15 protein-coding genes and 2 pseudogenes are annotated in these 23,719 nt (G+C 58.8%); 12 read left to right on the top strand and 5 right to left on the bottom strand.

The genetic code is table 11. The annotated features are described in order from the left end of the window. Nucleotides 1-161: 161 nt before the first annotated feature. Nucleotides 162-2,450 (bottom strand): primary-amine oxidase, encoded by a 2,289-nt coding sequence (gene tynA, locus ACA064_RS17470; protein WP_497669242.1) that lies wholly within the window; start codon nucleotides 2,448-2,450, stop codon nucleotides 162-164. A 291-nt stretch (nucleotides 2,451-2,741) separates the two neighbouring features. Here tynA and ACA064_RS17465 point away from each other — a divergent pair, with 291 nt between their 5' ends. From ACA064_RS17465 to kdpE, 8 genes and pseudogenes are all read left to right on the top strand, one after another. Next, complete coding sequence (locus ACA064_RS17465; protein WP_497669241.1) at nucleotides 2,742-4,241, top strand: aldehyde dehydrogenase family protein; 1,500 nt, start codon at nucleotides 2,742-2,744, stop codon at nucleotides 4,239-4,241. 208 nt (nucleotides 4,242-4,449) lie between these two features. After that, nucleotides 4,450-5,304: pseudogene (locus tag ACA064_RS17460) on the top strand (aromatic alcohol reductase); the annotation flags it as partial. Between the two features lie 222 nt (nucleotides 5,305-5,526). Next, nucleotides 5,527-5,619, top strand: coding sequence for a K(+)-transporting ATPase subunit F (gene kdpF, locus ACA064_RS17455; RefSeq protein ID WP_497669240.1), 93 nt, complete (start codon nucleotides 5,527-5,529; stop codon nucleotides 5,617-5,619). Further along, nucleotides 5,616-7,388: a potassium-transporting ATPase subunit KdpA gene (gene kdpA, locus ACA064_RS17450; RefSeq protein ID WP_497669239.1), complete on the top strand. Its 1,773-nt coding sequence runs from the start codon at nucleotides 5,616-5,618 to the stop codon at nucleotides 7,386-7,388. Before kdpF ends, kdpA begins: the two co-directional genes overlap by 4 nt. A gap of 10 nt (nucleotides 7,389-7,398) precedes the next feature. Continuing rightward, on the top strand, nucleotides 7,399-9,477 hold the full coding sequence (kdpB, locus tag ACA064_RS17445) for a potassium-transporting ATPase subunit KdpB (RefSeq protein ID WP_497669238.1): 2,079 nt from the start codon (nucleotides 7,399-7,401) through the stop codon (nucleotides 9,475-9,477). A gap of 12 nt (nucleotides 9,478-9,489) precedes the next feature. Next, nucleotides 9,490-10,062 carry a potassium-transporting ATPase subunit KdpC gene (gene kdpC, locus ACA064_RS17440; RefSeq protein ID WP_497669237.1) on the top strand — a complete coding sequence of 191 codons (573 nt, stop codon included), beginning with the start codon at nucleotides 9,490-9,492 and terminating at the stop codon, nucleotides 10,060-10,062. Between the two features lie 26 nt (nucleotides 10,063-10,088). Next, a complete protein-coding gene (gene kdpD, locus ACA064_RS17435) occupies nucleotides 10,089-12,794 on the top strand; it encodes a two-component system sensor histidine kinase KdpD (RefSeq protein ID WP_497669236.1) in 2,706 nt (901 codons plus the stop codon). After that, a complete protein-coding gene (gene kdpE / locus ACA064_RS17430) occupies nucleotides 12,787-13,476 on the top strand; it encodes a two-component system response regulator KdpE (protein WP_497669235.1) in 690 nt (229 codons plus the stop codon). The genes kdpD and kdpE overlap by 8 nt, the downstream gene beginning before the upstream one ends. 20 nt (nucleotides 13,477-13,496) lie before the next feature. Here kdpE and ACA064_RS17425 read toward each other — a convergent pair whose 3' ends face one another. Continuing rightward, nucleotides 13,497-14,447: a magnesium transporter CorA family protein gene (locus tag ACA064_RS17425; protein WP_497669234.1), complete on the bottom strand. Its 951-nt coding sequence runs from the start codon at nucleotides 14,445-14,447 to the stop codon at nucleotides 13,497-13,499. Between the two features lie 67 nt (nucleotides 14,448-14,514). Then, on the bottom strand, nucleotides 14,515-16,101 hold the full coding sequence (locus ACA064_RS17420; RefSeq protein ID WP_497669233.1) for a RimK family ATP-grasp domain-containing protein: 1,587 nt from the start codon (nucleotides 16,099-16,101) through the stop codon (nucleotides 14,515-14,517). A gap of 92 nt (nucleotides 16,102-16,193) precedes the next feature. Between ACA064_RS17420 and ACA064_RS17415 the strand changes: the two genes are divergently transcribed. Both ACA064_RS17415 and ACA064_RS17410 read left to right on the top strand, forming a co-directional pair. Next, nucleotides 16,194-17,324: a peptidase C39 family protein gene (locus tag ACA064_RS17415; protein ID WP_497669232.1), complete on the top strand. Its 1,131-nt coding sequence runs from the start codon at nucleotides 16,194-16,196 to the stop codon at nucleotides 17,322-17,324. 347 nt (nucleotides 17,325-17,671) lie between these two features. Then, nucleotides 17,672-19,573 carry a potassium transporter Kup gene (locus tag ACA064_RS17410; RefSeq protein ID WP_497669231.1) on the top strand — a complete coding sequence of 634 codons (1,902 nt, stop codon included), beginning with the start codon at nucleotides 17,672-17,674 and terminating at the stop codon, nucleotides 19,571-19,573. A gap of 45 nt (nucleotides 19,574-19,618) precedes the next feature. Here ACA064_RS17410 and ACA064_RS17405 read toward each other — a convergent pair. Both ACA064_RS17405 and ACA064_RS17400 read right to left on the bottom strand, forming a co-directional pair. Continuing rightward, nucleotides 19,619-20,095: pseudogene (locus ACA064_RS17405) on the bottom strand (SDR family oxidoreductase); the annotation flags it as partial. Between the two features lie 323 nt (nucleotides 20,096-20,418). Next, entirely contained in the window at nucleotides 20,419-21,207 is a 789-nt protein-coding gene (locus ACA064_RS17400; protein ID WP_497669230.1) for an SDR family oxidoreductase, read from the bottom strand. A 298-nt stretch (nucleotides 21,208-21,505) separates the two neighbouring features. Between ACA064_RS17400 and ACA064_RS17395 the strand changes: the two genes are divergently transcribed. Together ACA064_RS17395 and ACA064_RS17390 are read left to right on the top strand one after the other, a co-directional pair. After that, nucleotides 21,506-22,588 carry an LLM class flavin-dependent oxidoreductase gene (locus ACA064_RS17395; RefSeq protein WP_497669229.1) on the top strand — a complete coding sequence of 361 codons (1,083 nt, stop codon included), beginning with the start codon at nucleotides 21,506-21,508 and terminating at the stop codon, nucleotides 22,586-22,588. 94 nt (nucleotides 22,589-22,682) lie between these two features. Further along, a complete protein-coding gene (locus tag ACA064_RS17390; protein WP_497669228.1) occupies nucleotides 22,683-23,645 on the top strand; it encodes an ABC transporter substrate-binding protein in 963 nt (320 codons plus the stop codon). Nucleotides 23,646-23,719: the final 74 nt, after the last annotated feature.

Raw genomic sequence — 23,719 nt, 5'->3', positions numbered from 1 at the left:
GGCGACACGCGATTATGTAGGAGCTGCCGATAGGCTGCGATCTTTTGATCTTTCGCTTGGGACTCAAGTGGACCTGGAAAGATCAAAAGATCGCAGCCTCGTTTCACTCGACAGCTCCTACCCAGCTCCTACGCCGACCGGGTACGCCCTAACACCCTGGTTTACTCCGACACATTCAAATTCAACGTTGGCGTTTCATCGAAGAAGTTCCAGGGTTTAAGCAGCACATGCACCCACTCGGTCGGCATGATCGGCCACTCTTCGGCCCGGGCGATGTGGGTGGTGCCGGTGGTCAGCCAGACCACGTCATCGGTGTTTTCGATGGATTGGTCATCCTTGGTGAACTGCCCCAGGCCCGCGTCTTTGTCCGAGCGATTAGGGTATTTGCCTTCCGGGTATTTCTCCTCGGCGTTGTAGCGAGTCACCCAGAGTTGTTTGTCCATGAAGCTCAGGCGGTGATAGAGCCATTCGTCCTTGCCGAAGTTGGCGCCCTTGGCCACCGGATGAGTACCGCCGGCATACGGAATCAGCTGATAGGAAACCGGGTTGCCGACTTTGTTTTCCTTGCTGAAATTGCTCAGCAGGCGGACGGTCGAGGGATCGAATTTCTGTGCGGCCTGCTGTTCGTTGCCGACCACCTGTTGTTCGGTCTGCATGGTACTGGTCCGCGGCCCGCCACGGTCGTTGCGGGCAACCACCGGATTGATTTCAACCAGTGAGTTGTTCTCGCCATCGACATCCATATCCAGGCGGAAGTTGTAGATGTGCTGGTGGGTCGTGCCGACGATGTTGTGGTCCAGCAGGGTGCCGTAGCGCGTGTCTTCTTTCGCCGTGGCCTCATGCATGGTTTTCGATTTCACACCCTTGACCGCTTCGATACCGGTGGCGCCGGCGTCGATGCCGATGGTGCCGTTCTGCTGGAAGACCCAGTCGAAGATGTAGTCGTAGTTGCCGACGGTGCTGATCCAGCGGATGACCAGCTCGCGACGCTCGGTGCTGAGGTTGGTTTGGCCCATCTCCTGGTGCTTGTACTCCGGCCCGGCGTAGCGCTCGAATACCGCCATGGCGCGCGGGATCTTGGTCGGTGCGCCGGTGTAGTCGGCAATGGTGGCGTCCAGCAGCACGGCGTTTTCCGGAGCGTCTTTGCCGCGGGCGATTGGCGAGGTGAGGGTGCCCATGCCGTAATCGCCCGAATCCAGGTAGGCCTTGAAGTACCAGCCGCCGTCCGGATCGCCGTAAGGCACGATCATTCCGCCCAGCGAGCCCTCGTACATGATCTTGCGTTTTTTGCCCTTGTCGTCATAGGTGACCGTGGACAGGATCGGTCCGACCCGGGAATCGAGGCGAACATGGAAGTCCCAGTTCTGCCAATGGATGCTGTTGCCGCTAATGGTGTAGTTCTTCCCCTCCGGCTCGATGATCTCCAGTGGCTTGACCTGCGCGGCCTTGCGCCCGCGACCATCGTAGGGCGTCGGTTTCATCGGAACCGGGATCAGCGCCTCGTCTTCGATCTTGATCAGCTTCTTCTGTTCCAGATCGACGATCGCCACCAGGCCTTCGATCGGGTGCGCCCAATAGTTGCCGTCACCGGTATTGAGATAACTGACGATCTTCAGCAGTCTTTTGTCCTGCTCCAGGCCGTCCTTGCCGTCGAAGTACCCGACCGTCAATGGCGTTGCCACGACCTTTTTCACATCGGTGATGCCACGCTTGGCCAGCGCTTGGGCGTATTCGGGGCTGGATTCAATCGCCGACTGCACTGTCGCGAAGTCGTCCAGCAGCACCATGCCGTGAGCGCCTTCGACAGGTGTCCAGGACTTGAGTGTCTTGCTGTCGAGATCGACCAGGCCCTCAATGACATGCTTGCCATCCAGCACAACGATGCTGGCCTGGCGCGGCTGGGCGACGTTTTGCCCGGTGTAGACAAAGTTCCAGACCTGATCCTTGGGTGGCTCATGGATCGATACTTCGGTGAAGCGAAAGCCCGGCTTGTAGTTGGCGGATTTTTTGACGATATCGACCGCACTGTTGATTTCGTCCGCGCTCAGGGGGTTGAGCGGGTTAGGGCGGGTCTCGATGACAAAGGTCTTGTCGAGGCCGGACTGGAATACCTGGTTGATAAAGTCCTTGGACATGAACGCGGTCTTGCCTTTGAACACCACCGGCACCGACAACTCCATCCGTTTGCCGTTGAGCATGGCCACCTTACTGTCTGGCTTGACCTTGACGTAGGCGCCATCCTTGGCAATGACGAACAGGTTGGCATAGTTGTCCCATTTGACCGTGGCGCCAAACTCCTCAAGGGTCGATTGCAGCGGCACCATTTCCGCGGCGGCGCCATGGGCAGCGGCATTGGATATCCAGCAAGGCAGGCCGAGCGTGCCCAAGGAGATAGCCAGCGCGAGTCGAGCAAGGGGTTTTCTTTTTAGCAAAGCTACGGACGAGAACATTTCTGAGTTCCTTGAGAAGAGCCGGTGACAGGCACGCCTGCACTTTGCTACAGCTGGAGGGTGGCTTCTTTTGGATTCTTGCCAGAAAGCTTGTGCTCTGTGCCTAAATCACTTTTTACAGCCTGGCTGCGCGACCTGAATCCAGATTGGCATGCAGAGAAACCCGTCTGGCACGGGCGAAAAAGCCAGGCGCGCACAGGCTGATTTAGGCTCTGACGCAAAGCGCTGTCACTCATGACTTGTAGTCAGGGCGGTGCAGGCATTTCCAATCATCAGCCTGAGGCAAGGATCATGAACCACACTGGAATCGTGGCACTGGACAGTGTCATTGCTTTCTTGAAGCGAAGCCATGGCTTGTATATCGATGGCGGCTGGGTCAGCGCCCGCTCCACCAGCACCTTGCCGGTGTACGACCCCTCGACCGGTCTGCAGATCGCCACCACCGCCGACGCCAATGAGTACGATGTGGAGCGTGCGGTGACATCGGCCCATAAAGCCTTTCGCTCTGGCGTGTGGTCGCGCCGTCTGCCCGCAGAGCGCGAGCGTATTTTACTGCGCTATGCCGACTTGCTCGAACAACATGCCGAAGAGCTGGCTCAGCTGGAAACCCTCGAGCAAGGCAAATCGATTGTGGTGGCGCGGGCCTTTGAAGTGGGCTGCACCTTGAACTGGATGCGCTATACCGCAGGGCTGGCGACCAAGATCTCGGGGCGCACCCTGGACCTGTCGATTCCGGTTCCTGACGGGGCTCGATATACCGCGTATACGCGCAAGGAACCCATAGGTGTGGTCGCCGGGATTGTGCCCTGGAATTTCCCGCTGATGATTGGCATGTGGAAGGTGATGCCCGCGCTGGCGGCCGGTTGCTCGATTGTGATCAAACCCTCGGAGATCACTCCGTTGACGTTGATGCGCATGGCCGAACTCGCCACCGAAGCCGGCGTCCCGGCTGGGGTGTTTAATCTGGTGACCGGTAGCGGCTCCGTCTGCGGCCGATCCCTGACCAGTCACCCGCTGATCAGCAAAATCAGCTTTACCGGCTCGACCGCCACCGGTAAGGGCATCGCCCACAGCGCCGTCGACCGAATGACCCGAATTACCCTTGAGTTGGGCGGCAAAAACCCGGCCATCGTCCTCAAGGACGCCGACCCGAAGCAGGTGGTTGAAGGTTTGATGATGGGCAGCTTTCTGAATCAGGGTCAGGTGTGTGCCGCCAGTTCACGGATTTACGTAGAGGCTCCGCTGTTCGACCGACTGGCGGGGGATTTCGAGCTGGCGGTCAAGGGGCTTTCGGTAGGGCCGGGCATGGACCCGACCACGCAAATCAATCCGGTCGCCTCTAGAGCGCATCAACTGAAAATCGAGTCCTACCTGGCAGAGGCTCGCACCCACAAGGCCGAGCTGATCAGTGGCGCAATGGGGCCAAACGCTGAAGGCTTTTACGTTTCACCGACGCTGCTCATCAATCCCGACGACAGTCTCTCGCTGACCCGCGACGAAGTATTCGGCCCCGTAGTCACCCTGACGCGGGTTGCCGATGCCGAAGAGGCGCTGACCAGGGCTAACGATAGCGAATACGGGCTCACGGCCAGCTTGTGGACGACCAGTTTGTCGGCAGCCATGGACCTGACACCGCGTATCGAGGCCGGCACGGTATGGGTCAACAGCCACACGTTGATTGATGCGAACATGCCGTTCGGTGGTTTCAAGCAATCTGGGAATGGGCGGGATTTTGGGGTTGACTGGCTTGATGCTTTTACTGAGACCAAGTCGGTTTGTATACGGCATTGATTTGCATCGTCTCCTCTGTAGGAGCGAGCTTGCTCGCGATGGGCGTTAACGATAACGCGTGTTTTCTGAATAAACGCGTCGCCCTTGAGACCATCGCGAGCAAGCTCGCTCCTACGGGGGTATAAAAAAACTGGCACGTTTTGTGATGGACCTATAGCAAATAGTAAACCGCCAAAGGATGCCATCATGACTCGTTCAATCCCCCTCAGTTTCCAGATTGGCCGCTTCAGCTGCCGACACTCGGGTGACAGTGCTTCTTCGACCTTCGACGATAGAGTCCAGAGATCCGGGCAAAAAACAGGCTATCGTCGAACTGCGCGCGCTGGACATTGATCTGTTGCCCGGCGACCTCATTACCGACTCTATAGCGGATCTCAGCGGGCTGTTCAGGGGCTTCGATACCTTGGTCAGTTGCATTGGTTTCGCGGCCGGGAAGGGCACGCAAATAAAGCTCGCTCGCGCTGCAATCGACGCCAACGTGAAGCGTTATGTGCCTTGGCAGTTTGGCGTTGATTATGACGTCATAGGCAGAGGCAGCGCCCAGGATCTTTTCGACGAGCAGCTCGATGTGCGCGACCTTCTGCGTTCGCAAGATCGCACCGAATGGGTCATCGTCTCCACGGGAATGTTCACCAGCTTCCTGTTCGAGCCGGTTTTTGGGGTGGTCGATCTTGCGCAAAATGTCGTGCATGCGCTCGGCAGCTGGAAGACCGCCGTCACAGTGACCACGCCCGAGGATATTGGTCTTCTGACGGCAGAGATTCTGTTCGCGGAGCCGAGAATCAAGAATCAGGTGGTGTACACCGCCGGTGACACCCTGACCTACGGCGAGTTGGCGGACACAGTTGACCTTGTACTCGAGCGCAAGGTGCGCAGAGAGGAGTGGAGCGTCCCCGCATTGAAGGCCGATCTGGCACAGGATCCGGAAGATCCCATGAAAAAATACCGGGTGGTATTTGCCGAGGGGAAAGGGGTTGCCTGGAACAAGAACACGACCTTCAACAGTCAACAAAATATCAGCGTTACTGATGTCGAAAGTTGGATGCGGCTCAATCTGGGGTGAGGTCGTAGAGAGCAACAGCGCTAAAAGCCCCGTCCCGTTTTTTCGAGATCTTTATCTCGCCCCCCTGAATATTGTCAACATCTTGATACATGAGCAACTAGCCTTAATCACCATCACAGGAGGGATCGCGATGGACTTCGTCTTTCTAGGGCTCGGTGCGCTGTTCTTCGCCACCGTAGTGGGCTTGGCCTTCGGTTGTGCTGCACTGAACAGGAGGCGCTCATGAGTGGCCTCTACCTCTTGGGTGGCTTGCTGGCGGCCGGGCTGCTGATCTACCTCATCGCAGCGCTGCTGTTTCCGGAGGACTTCTCATGACGATCCAGGCCTGGATTCAGCTTGGCGTCTATCTCCTGGTGCTGGCTGCGTTGGCCTGGCCGCTCGCCAGTTGGCTCACCACGGTGATGGAGGGCCGATTCACCTTCGGCTCACGCATTGAGGCTCCGCTGTATCGCCTCGCTGGTGTCAAGGCTGACACCGAGATGGGTTGGCTTCAGTACGTGCTCGCGCTGCTGCTGTTCAATATTCTCGGGCTGCTGGTCGTCTATGCGCTGCAGCGGCTGCAAGGTGTCCTTCCGCTCAATCCGCAGGGTTTTGGCGCCATCAGCCCCGACTCGTCGTTCAACACGGCAGCCAGCTTCGTCACCAACACCAACTGGCAAGGCTATAGCGGCGAAGTGACGATGAGCTACCTGACCCAGATGCTCGCGCTGACGGTACAGAATTTTCTGTCGGCGGCCACTGGTGTTGTGGTGGTGATGGCCTTGATCCGTGGTTTCGCACGCCACAGCGTGGCCAGCATCGGCAATGTTTGGGCGGACCTCACCCGCGTCGTTTTGTGGGTCCTGCTGCCGCTGTCGCTGATATTCGGGCTGTTCTTCGTCAGCCAGGGCGTGATCCAGAATTTCGATCCGTACAAAGCAGTGACGACGCTTGAGGTGACACGGTACCAGTCACCCAAGCTCGATGCTTCCGGCCAGCCGGTGATGGACGCACAGGGCAAGGCCGTTATGCAGGACAACACCAGCAACACGCAAACACTTGCGATGGGGCCGGTGGCGTCACAAGAAGCGATCAAAATGCTCGGTACCAACGGTGGTGGCTTCTTCAATACCAACTCCGCACATCCCTACGAGAACCCGACCCCGCTAGCGAACTTTTTCCAGTTGATCGCGATCTTCCTGATCCCGACTGCGTTGTGTTTCGTGTTCGGCCGCGTTGTGGGTGATCAGCGCCAGGGTTGGGCAGTCTTGTCGGCGATGACGATAATTTTTGTCATCGCTGTCGTGGCGGTCACCCATTACGAACAGCTTGGCAATCCGCAGCTCTCTGCGCTGGGTGTCGACGCGACCGCGGGCAACATGGAAGGTAAGGAAGTGCGTTTCGGCATCGCTGCGTCGAGTTTGTTCGCCGCCGTCACCACTGCGGCTTCGTGCGGGGCGGTGAACGGCATGCACGACTCGTTCACACCGCTAGGTGGTGCCGTTCCACTGGTGCTGATGCAACTCGGCGAAGTGGTGTTCGGTGGTGTCGGCTCAGGGCTATATGGCATGCTGGTGTTTGCCATTCTCGCGGTCTTCATCTCCGGCCTGATGATCGGCCGTACCCCCGAGTATCTTGGCAAGAAGATCGAGGCCTATGAGATGAAGATGGTGGCCATCGCCATTCTTATGACCCCGCTGCTGGTGCTCTTCGGGACGGCCATTGCAGTGATGGCCGACGCGGGGCGGATCGGCGTCGCCAATCCCGCGGCTCATGGGTTCTCCGAAATCCTCTATGCCTTTACCTCGGCCGGCAACAATAACGGTAGCGCCTTCGCCGGCCTGTCGGCCAACACGCCTTTCTACAACACGATGCTCGCTTTCGCCGTCTGGTTTGGTCGCTTCGGTGTCATCGTACCGGTGCTCGCGATTGCCGGCAGTCTTGCGGCCAAGAAACGACTGGCCGTAACGGCAGGAACGATGCCCACGCATGGGATGCTGTTCGTCGTTCTGTTGATCGGCACTGTGCTGCTGGTCGGTTTGCTGAACTACGTGCCGGCGCTTGCGCTGGGTCCGGTCGTCGAACATCTGGTGCTGTTCAAGTGAGCCCGAGAAAATGACCCGAAAAACATTCACTTTGTTCGACCCTACCTTGATCAGACCCGCCATCGTCGAGTCCTTTCGCAAACTCAGCCCCAGGGTGCAGTGGCGCAACCCGGTGATGTTCGTCGTCTATGTCGGTGCGATCCTCACGACGGGCTTGTGGGTTCAAGGGCTCATTGGCAAGGGCGAGGCCAGCAGCGGTTTCATCCTCGCCGTGACCTTTTGGCTATGGTTCACCCTGCTGTTTGCCAATTTTGCCGAGGCCCTGGCGGAAGGCCGCAGCAAGGCTCAGGCTGCCTCGCTGCGTGATCTGAAAAAGGAAACCTGGGCCAAGAAGCTGCACGAACCCCACTACGGCGCTGAATGGCAACTGGCTCAGTCCGGCGATCTCTGCAAGGGTGACGTGGTACTGGTCGAAGCAGGCGATCTCGGGGGCTCTCTGATTCCCGCGGATGGCGATGTGATTGAGGGCGCAGCGTCAGTGGACGAGTCCGCAATCACTGGCGAATCAGCACCGGTGATACGAGAGGCTGGCGGCGACTTTTGCGCTGTGACCGGCGGGACACGGGTACTCTCTGACTGGATCGTCATACGCGTCACGACCAACCCCGGTGAAACCTTCGTCGACCGCATGATCGCGATGGTCGAGAACGCCAAGCGGCAGAAGACCCCGAACGAAATCGCCTTATCGATTTTGCTGGTGGCGCTGACCATCGTATTTCTCGGCGTCACGGTCACCCTGCTGCCGTACTCACTGTACGGCGTCGAGGTGGCGAAGTCCGGATCGCCGATCTCGATCACCGTACTGGTCGCGCTACTTGTCTGCCTGATTCCCACAACCATTGCCGGCCTGCTGTCGGCGGTAGGTGTAGCCGGCATGAGCCGTATGATGGAGGCCAACGTGATTGCCACCTCGGGTCGGGCGGTGGAGGCCGCAGGTGACGTCGACGTGTTGTTGCTCGACAAGACGGGCACCATCACCCTCGGGAATCGCCAGGCATCGGCCTTTCTACCGGCACCGGGAGTCAAGGAAGCGGAACTGGCCGACGTGGCGCAACTCGCCTCGCTTGCCGATGAAACCCCCGAGGGCCGCAGTATCGTAGTTTTGGCAAAACAGCGGTTCAAACTGCGCGAGCGCGACATTCACGCGCTGGGTGCGCACTTTGTCCACTTCTCGGCGCAGACACGTATGAGCGGCGTCGACATGGAATCCCGGCAGATACGCAAGGGGGCGGCCGAAGCGATCCACAAACATGTTGACGCCCTCGGCGGCAACTTTCCGGAAAAAGTGCAAGTCATCGTCGACGAAGTTGCCCGCCGTGGCAGTACGCCGCTCGTCGTGACAGATGGCACCAAGGTACTCGGTGTTATTGAACTTAAAGACATCGTCAAAGGTGGCATCAAGGAACGCTTTGCCGAGCTGCGCCGCATGGGCATCAAGACCATTATGGTCACAGGGGACAACCGGCTCACTGCTGCGGCGATCGCTGCCGAGGCGGGGGTTGATGACTTCCTGGCCGAGGCGACGCCCGAGGACAAGTTGCTGCTGATCCGCAGCCACCAAAGCGAAGGTCGGCTGGTCGCAATGACCGGCGACGGTACCAACGATGCGCCTGCGCTGGCTCAGGCCGACGTCGCGGTGGCGATGAACTCGGGCACCCAGGCCGCCAAAGAGGCTGGCAATATGGTCGACCTCGATAGCAACCCGACCAAGTTGATCGAGGTGGTGGAAACGGGCAAGCAGATGCTCATGACCCGTGGCTCACTCACCACTTTCTCGATCGCCAACGACATCGCGAAGTATTTCGCGATCATCCCGGCCGCCTTCGTCACCACCTACCCCCAGCTCTCCGCGCTCAACATCATGGGTCTCACCAGCCCGAACTCGGCGGTCCTGTCTGCGGTGATCTTCAATGCGCTGATCATCGTGTTCCTGATCCCGTTGGCGTTGAAAGGCGTCAAATATCGCCCGGTCGGTGCCGCGTTGCTGCTTCGTCGGAATCTGTTGATCTACGGTCTGGGCGGCGTGATTGTGCCGTTCATTGGTATAAAACTGATCGACATGACCTTGTCGGTTGTCGGTCTGACTTGAAGGAGCGCTCACATGTCATCCTTGCTCCGTCCCGCATTGATACTGCTCATCGTGCTCTCCCTGATTACCGGCGTGGCCTACCCGCTGGCCATGACCGGCATCGCCGGACTGGTCTTTCCCCGGCAGGCTGCCGGGAGTCTGATCGAGAAGGACGGCAAGCCGGTGGGCTCCATGTTGATCGGCCAGGCCTTCAGTGATCCCAAGTACTTCTGGAGCCGTCCTTCCGCCACGAGCCCTATGCCTTACAACGCTAGCGCTTCGAGCGGATCGAATCTGGGCCCGCTGAACCCGGCACTGGCCGACGCGGTCAAGAGCCGCATCGAAGCGCTGCATGCTGGCGACCCGGGCAACAGTGCGCCGGCACCCGCTGACCTGGTCTACAGTTCTGCCAGTGGACTTGACCCGCATATCAGTGTCGTTGCAGCCGACTACCAGGCCGGCCGGGTCGCGCGGGTCCGCAAGCTGCCGCTCGAGCGAGTGCGCGCACTGATTGTCGAACACTCCGAAGGTTCGCTGCTCGGATTCCTGGGCGAGCCGCGGGTCAACGTCCTGGCACTGAACCTGGCACTCGACGCCGCACGCTGAGTGCCGATTCATACACGGTGGTCCTGATGGACGGACAACGCCCCGATCCGGATCAATTGCTGGCGCAGATTCGCGAGGAGGAGTCGCAGGCAAAGCGCGGCCGACTGAAGATTTTTTTCGGTGCCAGCGCCGGTGTCGGCAAGACTTACGCGATGCTCGCCGCCGCCCGTGCGGCGCAAGAACTGCATGTCGATGTGCTGATTGGCGTGGTCGAAACCCATGGTCGCGCCGAGACCCAAGCTCTAGTCTCCGGGCTCGAACAGCTGGCACTCAAACAAGTCCTCTACAAGGATCGCACGCTGACTGAGTTCGATCTCGACGGCGCTCTTGAGCGCAAGCCAGAGCTGATCCTGATCGATGAGCTGGCGCATTCCAATCTCGCCGGCTGCAGGCACCCAAAGCGCTGGCAGGATGTGGAGGAGCTACTCAATGCCGGGATTGATGTCTGGTCTTCGATGAATGTTCAACACCTTGAGAGTCTGAACGACATTGTCGGCGGTATCACCGGGATCCGGGTCTGGGAGACAGTGCCCGACCATGTGTTCGACACCGCAGACGAAGTTGTCATCGTCGATTTGCCACCCGACGACCTGCTGCAGCGTTTGAAGGAAGGCAAAGTGTACCTGCCTCATCAGGCCGAACGCGCGGTGCACAATTTCTTCCGCAAGGGCAACCTCATAGCGCTGCGAGAACTGGCGCTGCGCCGAACTGCCGACCGGGTCGACAACGAGATGCTGCAGTACCGCCAGAGCGGTGCGGTACAGCCAGTCTGGGGCACACGAGATTCGCTGCTTGCCTGCGTCGGCCCAGGTGAGCGCACAGAGAAAACAGTGCGCTCGACCGCGCGTCTGGCGGCCCAACTCAACGTGCCGTGGCATGCCGTCTACGTCGAGACACCCGCATTGCAACGCCTGCCCGAGGTCGCACGAGGCCGTGTCCTGCGCACGTTGAAACTCGCACAAGAGATGGGAGCACAGATCTCGACCCTGGCCGGTCAAGACGTTGCCGAGACCCTGGTCAAGTACGCACGACAGCACAACCTCTCCAAGGTAGTGCTTGGTCGCGACGACAAACCGCGCCGCTGGTCTTGGCGACGTATTCTGGCGGACCGGATCGGTGAGCTCGGAACCGACCTCGATGTGGTGCAGATCGCACTCCCAGCGGTACAGCGTACACGACCCCAGGCAGCGGTCGCCGGAAGCGAGGGTCGCGTAGCCTGGCCTGCCTATGTCATAAGTGTTGCGATCTGTGCGGCTACCACTTTGCTCGCCACACCGCTGTTGCGGGTGTTCGAACTGGCAAACATCGTGATGTTGTTCCTGCTCGCGGTGGTTGGCATCGCAGTTCGCTACGGCCGCGGACCGGCTGTTCTCGCAGCATTCCTCTCGGTCGGTGCGTTCGACTTCTTCTTCGTGCCACCGCGCTTTTCGTTCGCCATCAGCGACGTCCAGTACCTGGTGACCTTCGGTGTAATGCTCGTTGTCGCACTGGTGATCGGTCAAATGACTGCCGGCCTGACCTACCAGGCACGGGTTGCGCAAAAACGCGAAGATCGCATTCGAGCGCTGTATGAGATGTCCCGACAGTTATCCGCAGCGCTAATGACCGAGCAAGTGGCCGAGATCGGGACGCGCTTCCTCGCAGACGAATTCAACGCACGCTCGGCATTGCTCGTCGCGGATGACAACGACAAGCTGCAAACGCCGATGACCACAGGCGATGCTCCTGAGGTCGACTCTGCCATTGCCCAATGGTCCTTCGATAAAGTCGAGGCAGCCGGACACGGAACCGATACGCTTCCGGCTAGCGCTACACTCTATCTGCCGTTGTCGGCGCCAATGCGCGTACGCGGTGTATTGGCCGTGCAGCCGCGGGACGCTACGCGATTGGGGGTTCCGGAGCAGCGACGCTTGCTCGACACGTGCGCGTCGCTATTGGCGATCTCGCTCGAAAGAATCCATTACGTCAATGTAGCTCAGGACACCACGGTTCAGATGGAGTCGGAGCGTCTGCGAAACTCGCTGCTCGCTGCGATCTCGCACGACCTGCGAACGCCCCTCACCGCGATGGTCGGGTTGGCGGAGACACTGACGCTGACCAAGCCCCCGTTGATCGGTGAGCCAGTCGAGATCGCCCATGCGATACGTGAATCAGCGCTGCGCATGAACATACTGGTTAACAATCTGCTCGATATGGCACGACTCGAGTCCGGCGCAGTTGCGCTAAACCTGCAATGGCAACCTTTGGAGGAAGTCGTGGGCAGCTCGCTGAGGGCCATTCGTCCAGCTTTAGGATCACGCCCGGTGCAGGTCGCGCTTCCTGAAGATCTGCCGTTGGTGAACATCGATGTGGTGCTGATCGAACGAATTCTGGTCAACTTGCTAGAGAACGCTGGCAAGTACACCCCGCCCGATACGCTCATCAGAATTGCTGCTGCTGCCACCGACGATACCGTGGAATTATGGGTCGACGACTATGGCCCCGGATTGCCGCGAGGGCATGAGGAAGCGATATTCAGCAAGTTCGAACGCGGCAAGAAGGAAAGCGCGATCCCGGGTGTAGGGCTGGGACTTGCCATCAGCCGTGCCATTGCCCAGGCTCATGGAGGAACGGTTCACGGAGTGACGCGTCCGGATGGCGGTGCACGTTTCACATTGCGTCTGCCACGCGGTGAACCACCGATTATCGAACTGTCGCCGGAGCCGACTGACGAGGGCCAGAATCATGAGTGAAACAGCGCTACGTGTCCTGATCGTTGAGGACGAAAGTGAAATCCGGCGCTTCGTACGCATGGCGCTTGAGGCCGAGGGGCTGCAGGTGTATGAGGCGGACTCGCTGCAGCGGGGTCTCATTGAAGCCGGGACACGACGTCCCGACCTCATAGTACTTGACCTCGGACTGCCTGATGGCGATGGCGTCGACCTCATCCGCGACCTGCGGACCTGGTCGCAGGTTCCGATCATCGTCTTGTCGGCGCGCAGTGCCGAGTCCGCCAAGATTATTGCGCTGGATACCGGTGCCGATGACTATCTGGTGAAGCCGTTCGGCACGGGTGAACTGCTCGCGCGAGTCCGGGCCCAGGTGCGCCGGAGCGTGAAGAGTATTGAAAGCACCCCGATCGTGACCTTTGGTGATGTCCGGATCGACATGGATCGGCGCATCGTGGAGCGCTCTGGCGTCCCCGTGCATCTGACCCCACTGGAATACCGCCTGCTGACCCACTTGTGCGCCCACCCGGACCGAGTGCTGACGCATCTCCAATTGCTCAAGGCGGTATGGGGGCCTACCCATCAAACCGACACCCAGTATCTACGAGTGTTCATGGGCGGCCTGCGCAAGAAGATCGAAGCTGACCCTTCGCAGCCGTGCCATCTCGTTACCGAAACAGGGGTGGGCTATCGTTTTGTTCCTTGAGCGGATCCTTGCTGAAGAGTTCAGTGGGGGCCGTTCATACTGGGCGAGCCGCGCGTCAGACGTTTGAGCACGATCACCATCAGGCCCCCGGTAACCAGCATGGCTGTGACAAAAAGCGGATAGGCAATCCACCAGGGTACGGCTGCGGTCATCATGCTGAACTCGGACATGCCGCCGATGCTGGCGATCAGATTGAGCGGCAGGAAGACCACGTTGATCAGCGTCAGTTTGCGCAGCAGGTTGTTCATGCTGTTGTTCATCAGATTGCCGCGCGCATCGATCAAACCGGAAAACACCCTTGAGTAGATTTCCGCCTGTTTGTTGCACTGGGTGTTCTCGATGATCAGATCATCGATAAGCGCGATCGCCTCGGCGCCGAAATGCTCTTTCTCGGCATGGTTGCGCAGCCGGATCAGGACTGCACCATTGCTGTGAATCGCGTTGATGTAGTAGATCAGGCTCTCGCTGAGGTTGAACATCTGGATCAGATGGCGGTTCTCCATTGAGGCGTTGAACTTCTGCTGCAGTTCGCGGGCGACCATCTTGATCACCTTGAGATGGCCCAGGTAGTGATGGAGGTTGTTGAATAGCATGTCCAGCAGCACATCCAGCGGTGTGTGCAAGGGGTGCCGCTCGCCCAGGCCATTCAACTGGGAATCGTCGCTGGCGATGACCAGCAAGCGTGTTTCAGAGAACAATAGACCGAAGGACGATACCTCGAAGGCCAGGCTGTCTCCACCCGAGTAACTTTCCGGGCGCTTCCAGATCAAGAACAGGTTATCCGGGTGAAACTCGATACGCGAGACCTCGTCGGGGTCCAGCGCCGAAGCCAGCGCGTGATCGTCCAGTTTGAAATCGCTGCGCAGCAGTTCCCGTTCGGCGTTATCGGGATTGTTGAACAACATCACCTCGGCATTGAGGTGTTCAACCGGTACCAACGCCCCATGGGCAAGTTTAAAACTCTTGATCATGTCTGCCCTCTAGCGTTATCGACAGCGAAAGTCAGGTGTCTTGCAAGATGAGCATGGAATCGACCGCTCACCAGGCCTGGCCGCGACGCTTGAGCTCCAGCCTGCGGACGAACTCTTCCAGCACCAGCGAATACAAATCGTCCTGCAGGTAGGCATCTTCGATACCAGCGTCCATGTTCGGGTTGTCGTTGACTTCGATCACCACCACTTTGTCGCCGGACTGCTTCAGGTCGACCCCGTAAAGACCATCGCCGATCAGGTTCGCGGTCTTCACCGCCAGCTCGACCACTGCGCGTGGCGCCTCGTGGACCGCCAGGGTGCGGCATTCTCCGTTTATGTCCTGGCCTTTGGCCTTGTGGTTGTAGATCTGCCAGTGACCTTTGGACATGAAGTACTGACAGGCGAAGATCGGCTTGCGGTTGAGCACGCCGATCCGCCAGTCGTATTCGGTGTAAAAGAACTCCTGAGCCAGCAACAACACCGAGTGTTCGAATAGCTCAGAGGTGGCCTCCAGCAGTGCCTGTTGGCTTTCGACCTTGATCACGCCACGGGAGAAACAACCATCGGGAATCTTCAGCACCAACGGAAAGCCCAGGCGTTCACCGACCCGCTCGAAGTCTTCCGGTCGCTCCTTGTAGAGAATCTCGGTCGCCGGCATGCCCAGTTGATGACTCTTGAGCAGATCGGTCAGGTACACCTTGTTGGTGCAGCGCAGGATTGAAGTGGGGTCGTCCATCACCACCAGACCTTCGCTTTCCGCTTTCTTGGCGAAGCGGTAGGTATGGTTATCCACGCTGGTGGTTTCGCGAATCAACAGGGCGTCATACTCGGCGATTCGTGAATAGTCTTTCTTCTCGATCAGTTCGACATCAATGCCCAGACCCTTGCCAACCCTTACAAAACTCGCCAGCGCCTTGGCATTGGAAGGCGGCAGCGCTTCTTGCGGGTCATGCAGTATCGCCAGGTCGTAGCGGGCCACTCGTGGTGAGCGCGGCATTCGCCAGATCTTGCGGCTGAAACTGTCCAGCGAGTTGGCAAACTGATCTTCCTGGTCTTCGCGTAACTTGTGCAAGGCGCCGGACTTTATTCCCTCAATGCGCCAACTATTACTCTTACGGAATTCGACCAAAAGGACCGGGCAAGGGAATATTTCAAATATTTGCCGAGCCAGTTCCTGCAAGGGTTCAAGGTTGGTCTTGCCAAAATACAGGGTTAGTGTGAATCCCTCGGTATTGCTGTAAATATGATTATTCAGTGCCTTGTCGAGCGCCTTGTCCAGATCGTCGAGCGCCAGGCCATACAGTGACTTACGTGTCAGCTCGCTGATGGTCCGCACCGACGGAATAACTTTGTGGTCACGCGCTTCTGCAAGTAATGAACAGTAGTACCCGTGACCCAGATACTTGTAGCTGCGGCACAAATTAATAACCTGTATACGCTTGCCAGCCTCGTTTTCAAGGGGTTGTTCGAGGTACTCCTGCGCACTCATCACATCCTCGGAGGGGAAGTAAGACGCCCAGTCTTCTTTGCGCTCGACAATAATAACCAGTTGACTGGAGCTTCGAGTTACATCAGATAAATAAGTAGGTCGAGATATTGCCGCCAACCGATTTTGCTCTGATACTTCACGCAAATCACCTTGTACCGCTGACATAAGAGGAGGTCCGTTTGAGAACAAGTCCTTATCTATTAAACACGAACATTTAAAAAAGTCTCGTTTCGTTACGCAACTTTTACGGCGGCTATATGAACCTGGTATTTCGCAACGCTACACAAGATGATCTGAAGTCCCTGCTGGAACTTGAAAACCAGTGCTTTACCTATGACCGGCTCACTCCACGCAGTTTTCAGTGGATGATCAGCCGCGCCCATGCCAGCCTGATCATCGCGCAGGCCGGGAGTCAGTTGATGGGTTACTGCCTGGTGCTGTTTCACCGCGGCACTTCGCTGGCGCGTCTGTACTCCATTGCCATTGCCACCCACAGTCGTGGTCTGGGCCTGGGAAAACAGTTATTGGACCAGGCGGAAAGTTGTGCCCGCGCGCACGAATGTGCCTACCTGCGTCTGGAAGTCCGACCGGATAATCCCGCCGCCATCAGTCTTTACGAACGCAATGGATACCGGCGCTTCGCCGTGGTCAACGACTACTACGAAGACCATGCGCATGCCCTGCGCCTGGAGAAGCGGATCCTGCAGCATCGTGAAAACCGTGAAATCCGGGTGCCCTATTACCAGCAGACCACCGATTTCACCTGCGGCCCGGCCTGCCTCTTGATGGCCATGAGTGCTCTGCAGCCGGATCGCTTCGCCGAGCGCAGGGAGGAACTGCAGATCTGGCGTGAAGCGACCACGGTGTTCATGACCTCGGGCCATGGCGGTTGCAGTCCCCAGGGGCTGGCACTGGCGGCCTGGCGCCGAGGGTTTCGTGTCCGGCTGCAAGTCAGCATCGCCGGCCCACTGTTTCTCAATGGCGTGCGCGATGAACATAAAAAGGAGGTGATGCGCCTGGTACACCAAGAGTTCTGCACGGAACTACAGCACAGCGATGTGGAGCAGATCAGCAGCAGCCAACTGGATCTGGCACTCGCGCTCAAGGCTGGCGGTCAACCACTGGTGCTGATCAGCAGCTACAGCCTGACTCGCTCGAAAGCCCCGCACTGGGTAATCGTCACCGACTGCGATGAAGACTTCGTCTACCTGCATGACCCGGACATCGATCACAGCCAGCACCGTCAGGCCCTTGACTGCCAGCATCTGCCCGTTAGCCATAAGGCATTCGACAAGATGTGCGCGTTCGGCGGCAACAAGCTGCGCGCCTCGGTGATTCTTTACGCTCGCGAGCAGCCCGACAATCGAGTAGTGACTGCAGTATCTTAGGCATTGCAGGCAACGTACCGCGCTGCATTCGCTGGAGGTTGCGCGGTGGCTTGAATGCAAAAGCACGGGGCCAGGCTCGCGCAGGGTTACACGGCACACAGTCCGCCTACAGTTTTTTACGGTTTCTTTACGGCAGATGTTGTGCACTGCAATGATACTGTCAGAGGCAGTTCAGGCACAGCTATCCGCCCCCGCAACACTTCGTCCTATCGGTTTTATCCTCGGCATTTTCCTGGGTACCTCGGGTCTATTCGCGCAAGCGCAAGACAGTGAGGTATTTTGTTTGTTACAACAGGTCCGAAGACAGCATGCATTTTTTCACCACCTCAATTTTCGAGAAACAATAAGTGAGCCAATCAGCGTCCCACGCAATCGAAGAACCTCATGCAAAAACCTCAGCGGCAGGCTTGCTAATGGCAGCGGTGGGAGTGGTGTACGGAGACATTGGTACCAGCCCGCTGTACACCCTCAAAGAGGTGTTTGCCGGTCACTACGGGGTGCAAGCCAACCACGATGGTGTACTAGGCATTCTTTCGTTGATCTTCTGGTCGCTGATCTGGGTGGTCTCGATCAAATATGTGCTGTTCATCCTTCGCGCCAACAACCAGGGCGAGGGCGGCATCATGGCCTTGACGGCGTTAGCCCGCCGCGCTGCCGCTCCCTATCCGCAGTTGAGTAAAGTGCTGGTCCTGCTCGGACTGTTCGGTGCAGCGCTGTTCTACGGTGACAGCATGATCACCCCGGCGATTTCGGTCCTTTCTGCTGTTGAGGGGCTACAGCTGGCGTTTGACGGGATCGAGCACTGGGTTGTCCCCTTGTCGGTGATCGTACTGGTGGCGCTGTTCTTGATTCAGAAACACGGTACGGCGCGGATTGGCACGCTCTTCGGGCCGGTAATGGTGCTGTGGTTTCTGGTACTCGGGGCTCTGGGGATCTACGGCATCTTGCAGCGCCCCGAAGTGTTGCAAGCGCTCAACCCGTACTGGGGAGCGCATTTTTTCATCGTTCATCCGGGTATCGGTGTGGCCATCCTGGGTGCAGTCGTGCTCGCGCTGACGGGCGCCGAAGCGCTGTATGCCGACATGGGCCACTTCGGTCGCAAACCGATTGCTCGTGCCTGGTTCATCCTGGTATTGCCAGGACTGGTGCTCAATTACTTCGGCCAAGGTGCCTTGATCCTGGAAAATCCGGAGGCTGTACGCAATCCTTTCTATCTCCTGGCGCCAGGCTGGGCGTTGTTGCCGATGGTCGGGCTCTCCACCCTGGCAACCATCATCGCCTCGCAAGCAGTGATTTCCGGGGCATTCTCCCTGACTCGACAGGCCATCCAGCTGGGCTATGTCCCACGCATGTTTATCCAGCATACCTCCAGCCAGGAGCAGGGGCAGATTTACATTGGCACGGTTAACTGGGCACTGATGGTGGGGGTGGTGCTACTGGTCATCGGCTTCGAATCTTCCAGTGCGTTGGCCGCGGCGTACGGGGTTGCCGTGACAGGTACCATGTTGGTCACCACAATCCTGTCCTCGGCGGTTGTCCTGCTCCTCTGGAAAACGCCGCGCTGGTTGGCCATCCCGATGCTTCTCGGTTTTCTGCTGGTGGACAGCCTGTACTTCGCGGCCAATGCGCCGAAGATTTTCCAGGGCGGGGCCTTTCCGGTCATCGCGGGCATCGGGCTGTTCATATTGATGACGACCTGGAAGCGCGGCCGCAAGATCATGGTGGAGCGGCTCGACGAAACGGCTCTGCCGCTACCGTTGTTCATCAGCAGTATCCGTTCGCAGCCGCCCCATCGAGTGCAAGGTACCGCGGTATTTCTTACCGCGAGGGCAGATGCCGTCCCTCATGCACTCTTGCACAATCTGCTGCACAACCAGGTGCTGCACGAACAGGTGGTGCTCCTCACGGTGGTCTCCGAAGACAGTCCGCGCGTGGGGGCGGATCGACGGTTCGAGGTTGAAGCTTATGGCGAGGGATTCTTCCGGGTAAGCCTGCACTTTGGCTTTATCGAGGAGCCGGATGTACCCGCAGCATTAAGTCTCTGTCACTTGAGTGATCTGGATTTCAGCCCGATGCGCACTACCTATTTCCTCAGCCGCGAGACGGTTATTGCGACCAGGCGTATTGGCATGGCACGTTGGCGAGAAAGCCTGTTCGCCTTTCTGCTGAAGAACGCCAACAGCAGCTTGAAGTACTTCAAGCTGCCGCTGAACCGGGTGATAGAGCTAGGTACACAGGTGGAAATGTGAGGGAGGGCGCCTGTCGCTGGAGGCCGCTGCTCGAGATTATTAAATCTAGCGCACTGTGTAGCCGCTATCGACAATCCAGTCCTGGCCATAGACGCCGCGGGCGCCGTTGCTTAGCTGGAACAGAATCACATCGGCAACCGCTCCAGGCTCCAGGAACTTGCCATCGAGCAGCCGCTGGTTGACCGCGTTGGCGACGTTGGTCAGCTCCTCATCGTTCAAGCCTAATGTTGACCAGATGGGCGTAGCGGTGGGACCGGGGGAAACCATGTTGATGCGTATTCCCAGAGGCGCCAGTTCGACCGCCAGGGTGCGGGCATGTGCCTGCAGTGCGGCTTTCGAGGCGATATAGGCCGCGAGTCCGGGGAAGGTTAGCTGGGCCAGGAAGGTGCCGATGAATACCACCGAAGCCGGTTTCGCCATTTGGCTGCGCAGGTTGGCCAGGGTGTTCAAGGCACCAGCGCCATTGACCGCCCATTGACGATCAAACGCCGATACGTTCAGGCCGTCCGCCAGTTGCGCAATGGTTGGAATGTTGATGGTCGTTATGACCATCGGATAATGAGGTCATAAAGACCGCATGCGGTCATTAAGACCCAATGGAGACAGCGGCCGCGAGCCTCCTGTAGGAGCGAGCTTGCTCGCGATGGACTCAAGAGCGGCGCGTTTATTCAGAAAACACGCGTTATCGTTAACGTCCTTCGCGAGCAAGCCCGCTCCCACAGGTCTTGCGCTGGCCTTGTAGGAGCGAGCTTGCTCGCGATGGACTCAAGGGCGGCGCGTTTATTCAGAAAGCACGCGTTATCGTTAACGTCCATCGAGCAAGCTCGCTCCTACAATAGAGACCATCATTGACTGGAGCGAATGGCTCCTCCGTCGATCAACAGGTTCTGTCCGGTGATGTAGCTGGCATGAGCGCTACAAACAAACGCACAAAAAGCGCCGAACTCTTCAGGTGTGCCAAAGCGCTTGGCCGGGATCTCTTGCCGGCATTCGTCCAGGAAGGCTTCGCTGTCCTGGCCAAGACCCTCGGCGGCTTCGACCAGGTTGTTGCGCAATCGATCGGTGTCGAACGAACCCGGTTGCAGGTTGTTGATGGTCACGTTGCAGCTGGCGATTTTCTCCTGCCGGGCCAGCCCTGCGATAAAACCGGTCAGCCCGCTGCGCGCTCCGTTGGACAGGCCAAGACTCTCGATGGGCGATTTGACCGCGCTCGAGGTGATGTTGACGATACGGCCGAAACCTCGTTCGGCCATGCCATCCACCGTGGCCTTGATCAGCTCGATGGGGGTGAGCATGTTGGCATCCAGGGCCTTGATCCAGGCATCCCGGTTCCAGTCGCGGAAGTCTCCCGGAGGCGGCCCGCCGGCGTTGTTGATGAGGATATCGAAATGCGAATGGGCTGCCAGCGCAGCGGCCCGGCCTGGCGCAGTGGAGATGTCGCCTGCAACGGCAATCACAGTTACGGCGGGGTTCAGCGCTTGTAACTGTTTGGCGGTTTCATTCAGAGTCTCTTCGCCCCGAGCGGTGATCACAACGTTGACGCCTTCGCTGACCAGCGCCTGGGCGCACGCCTTGCCAAGCCCTTTGCTGGCCGCACAAACCAGTGCCCAACGCCCCGCGATGCCGAGATTCATAGGTGGTCTCCTGAGTGATCTTGAAAAGGGAAAGTAAAATACCGTGGTCACGCGGCGCAGCATAATCCTCAAACTGCCGGGATCACACCCAGTCAGTTTTCTACGGCACTCAGGGCTGGTTGGCAGAGCTGTTGAAGGTGCAGATCTATTTTTATGTATGTGCATAATATTTGTATTAGGTTATGCATAAATTGAATTTTACAAGTGAGGTTCTTCTCGCTAGCTTATAAGCGTTCGTTTGGAAGAAAGAAAAATATATAACCAATCCTCTTTCTTCATGCTATCAAGGAGCCCACTCATGAGCGTTCAATTCATTGGCATGATCGGCCACCGGCTGTCATCGGAAACCCTGGACCCTGTAGGTCCTGTCTTCGACAAGTCGTACATCACCCGTTTTGCCCAGGTGCATGAGGAAGCCGGTTTCGACCGCATTCTGGTCGGCTATTGGTCGGACCAGCCGGATGGTTTCCTGGTCACCGCGCTGGCGGGACAGGCCACCTCGCGCATCCATTTCCTCCTGGCGCATCGCCCGGGATTCGTCGCACCCACCCTGGCCGCGCGCAAGCTGGCCACCCTCGAACACCTGCTCGATGGTCGTCTGGCGGTGCATGTCATCAGTGGCGGCAACGATGGCGAGCAACGCAAGGACGGTGACTACCTCGATCACGACCAGCGCTATGCCCGCACCGATGAATTCCTGCAGGTGGTACGGCAGGTCTGGACCCGCGAGCAGCCGTTCGACCATCAGGGCGAGTTCTATCAGGCCCAGGGCGCCTTTTCGGCGATCAAGCCGCTGCAGAAACCGCACATCCCGGTGTATTTCGGTGGCTCCTCGGCCGCGGCACTGGCAGTGGCGGGCAAGCATGCCGACGTGTTTGCGCTCTGGGGCGAGTCGCTGGAGCAGACCCGCGAAACCATCGAGGCGGTACGCGCCGAGGCGACCCGGCAGGGCCGCGAGATTCAGTTCAGCGTCTCGTTCCGACCGATCATTGCCGAGACCGAAGAAGCCGCCTGGGCCAAGGCCGAGAGTATCCTGCAGACCGCCCGCCAGCGCCTGGCGCGCTGCGGCCCGGTGCTGGCGAACAAGCCGCAGAGTGTGGGTGCCCAGCGCCTGCTTGACACCGTGGCCCAAGGCGAGCGTGTCGATGAGCGCCTGTGGACCGGAATCGCCGGACTGGTCGGCGGCGGTCACAACTCCACGGCACTGGTCGGCACGCCCGAGCAGGTGGCCGATGCGCTGCTGGCCTATTACGACCTGGGCGTGACCTCCTTCCTGATCCGCGGTTTCGACCCGGTCAACGATGCGCAGGACTACGGTCGCGAACTGATTCCGCTGACCCGCGCCAAGGTCGCTGCACGTCAGGCCCGACTGAGTGCCTGAGGCTTTTCCCCTTTCTTGAATTCAAGCTGTCACGAGACCGCGCGCGCGGATCGGGCTCTTTACTGTTTGCCTTGCAAGGCATCTGGAGACTTCCGTGCGAAACCTTCTACAACTGGCGGCCGGTGTACTGGCCACCTCCCTGAGTCTCACTGCGTCGGCCCTGACCCTCAATGTCGGCGATCAAAGTTACAACACCCGTTCGGTGATGGAAGCGGCGGGGGTGCTCGACGACTTGCCGTATACCCTGGAATGGAAGCAGTTCACTGCCGGTTCGCCGGTGGCCGAAGCGCTGAACGTCGGCAGTCTCGACCTGGGCCTGCTCGGCGATGCGCCGCCGCTGTTCCTTGGCGCCCTGGGCGCACCGATCAAAGTCATCGCGTTGACCCGGCAGAACCTCGACGGCGTAGCCATCCTGGTGAGCAAGGACTCCCCGATCAAGACCCTGGAGGACTTGCGCGGCAAACGTGCGGCGATCTGGAAAGGTTCCTGGAGCCAGCAGTTGCTGTTCAGTGCCCTGGACAAGGCTGGTGTGCCCCGCGACGCCCTGGACTTGCGCTACCTGAGTGCGCTGGATGCGTCCCACGCGCTGGATGGCGGTTCGGTGGACGTGATCGCCACCTGGGAACCCTACGTGACCGTGCAGGAACGCCAGGGTGCCCGGGTCCTGGCCACCGCCAAGGACCTGATCCCGGCCCAGAGCTTTGTGGTGGCGAGCAACAAGGCGGTGCTGGAAAAGCGTGCGGCAATCGCCGATTTCCTCCAGCGTTTGAAGCAGGCCCGTGACTGGACCCTGAGCGATCCGGCGCACACCGAGGCCTATGCCGATGCCTGGGCAGCACGTACCCGGGCCGACCGCGACATCGCCCGGGCCTGGTTCGCTCGAGCGAAAACCGATGTAGTGCCGGTCAGCAAACAGTCGATTGCCGATGCGCAGAAAACCATCGACTTCTTCAGTGGCCTGGGCCTGATCAAGTCCTACCCGGCACCGACCTTGTTCGACGAGTCTTTCGCAGGGGCGCTGCAACCGGCCGTGGCCAAGGCTGGAGTGCAACCCTGAGGCCGCAGGCCAGGGAGGCCTTCAGACACTGAATTTATCGATCTTTCGCGCCAGATAATCCCGGCACCCGGCAG

The organism is Pseudomonas sp. LBUM1658, assembly GCF_059716055.1.
Note: the sequence above shows the minus strand (reverse complement) of the source record. Positions and strands in the feature narration are given on the sequence as shown.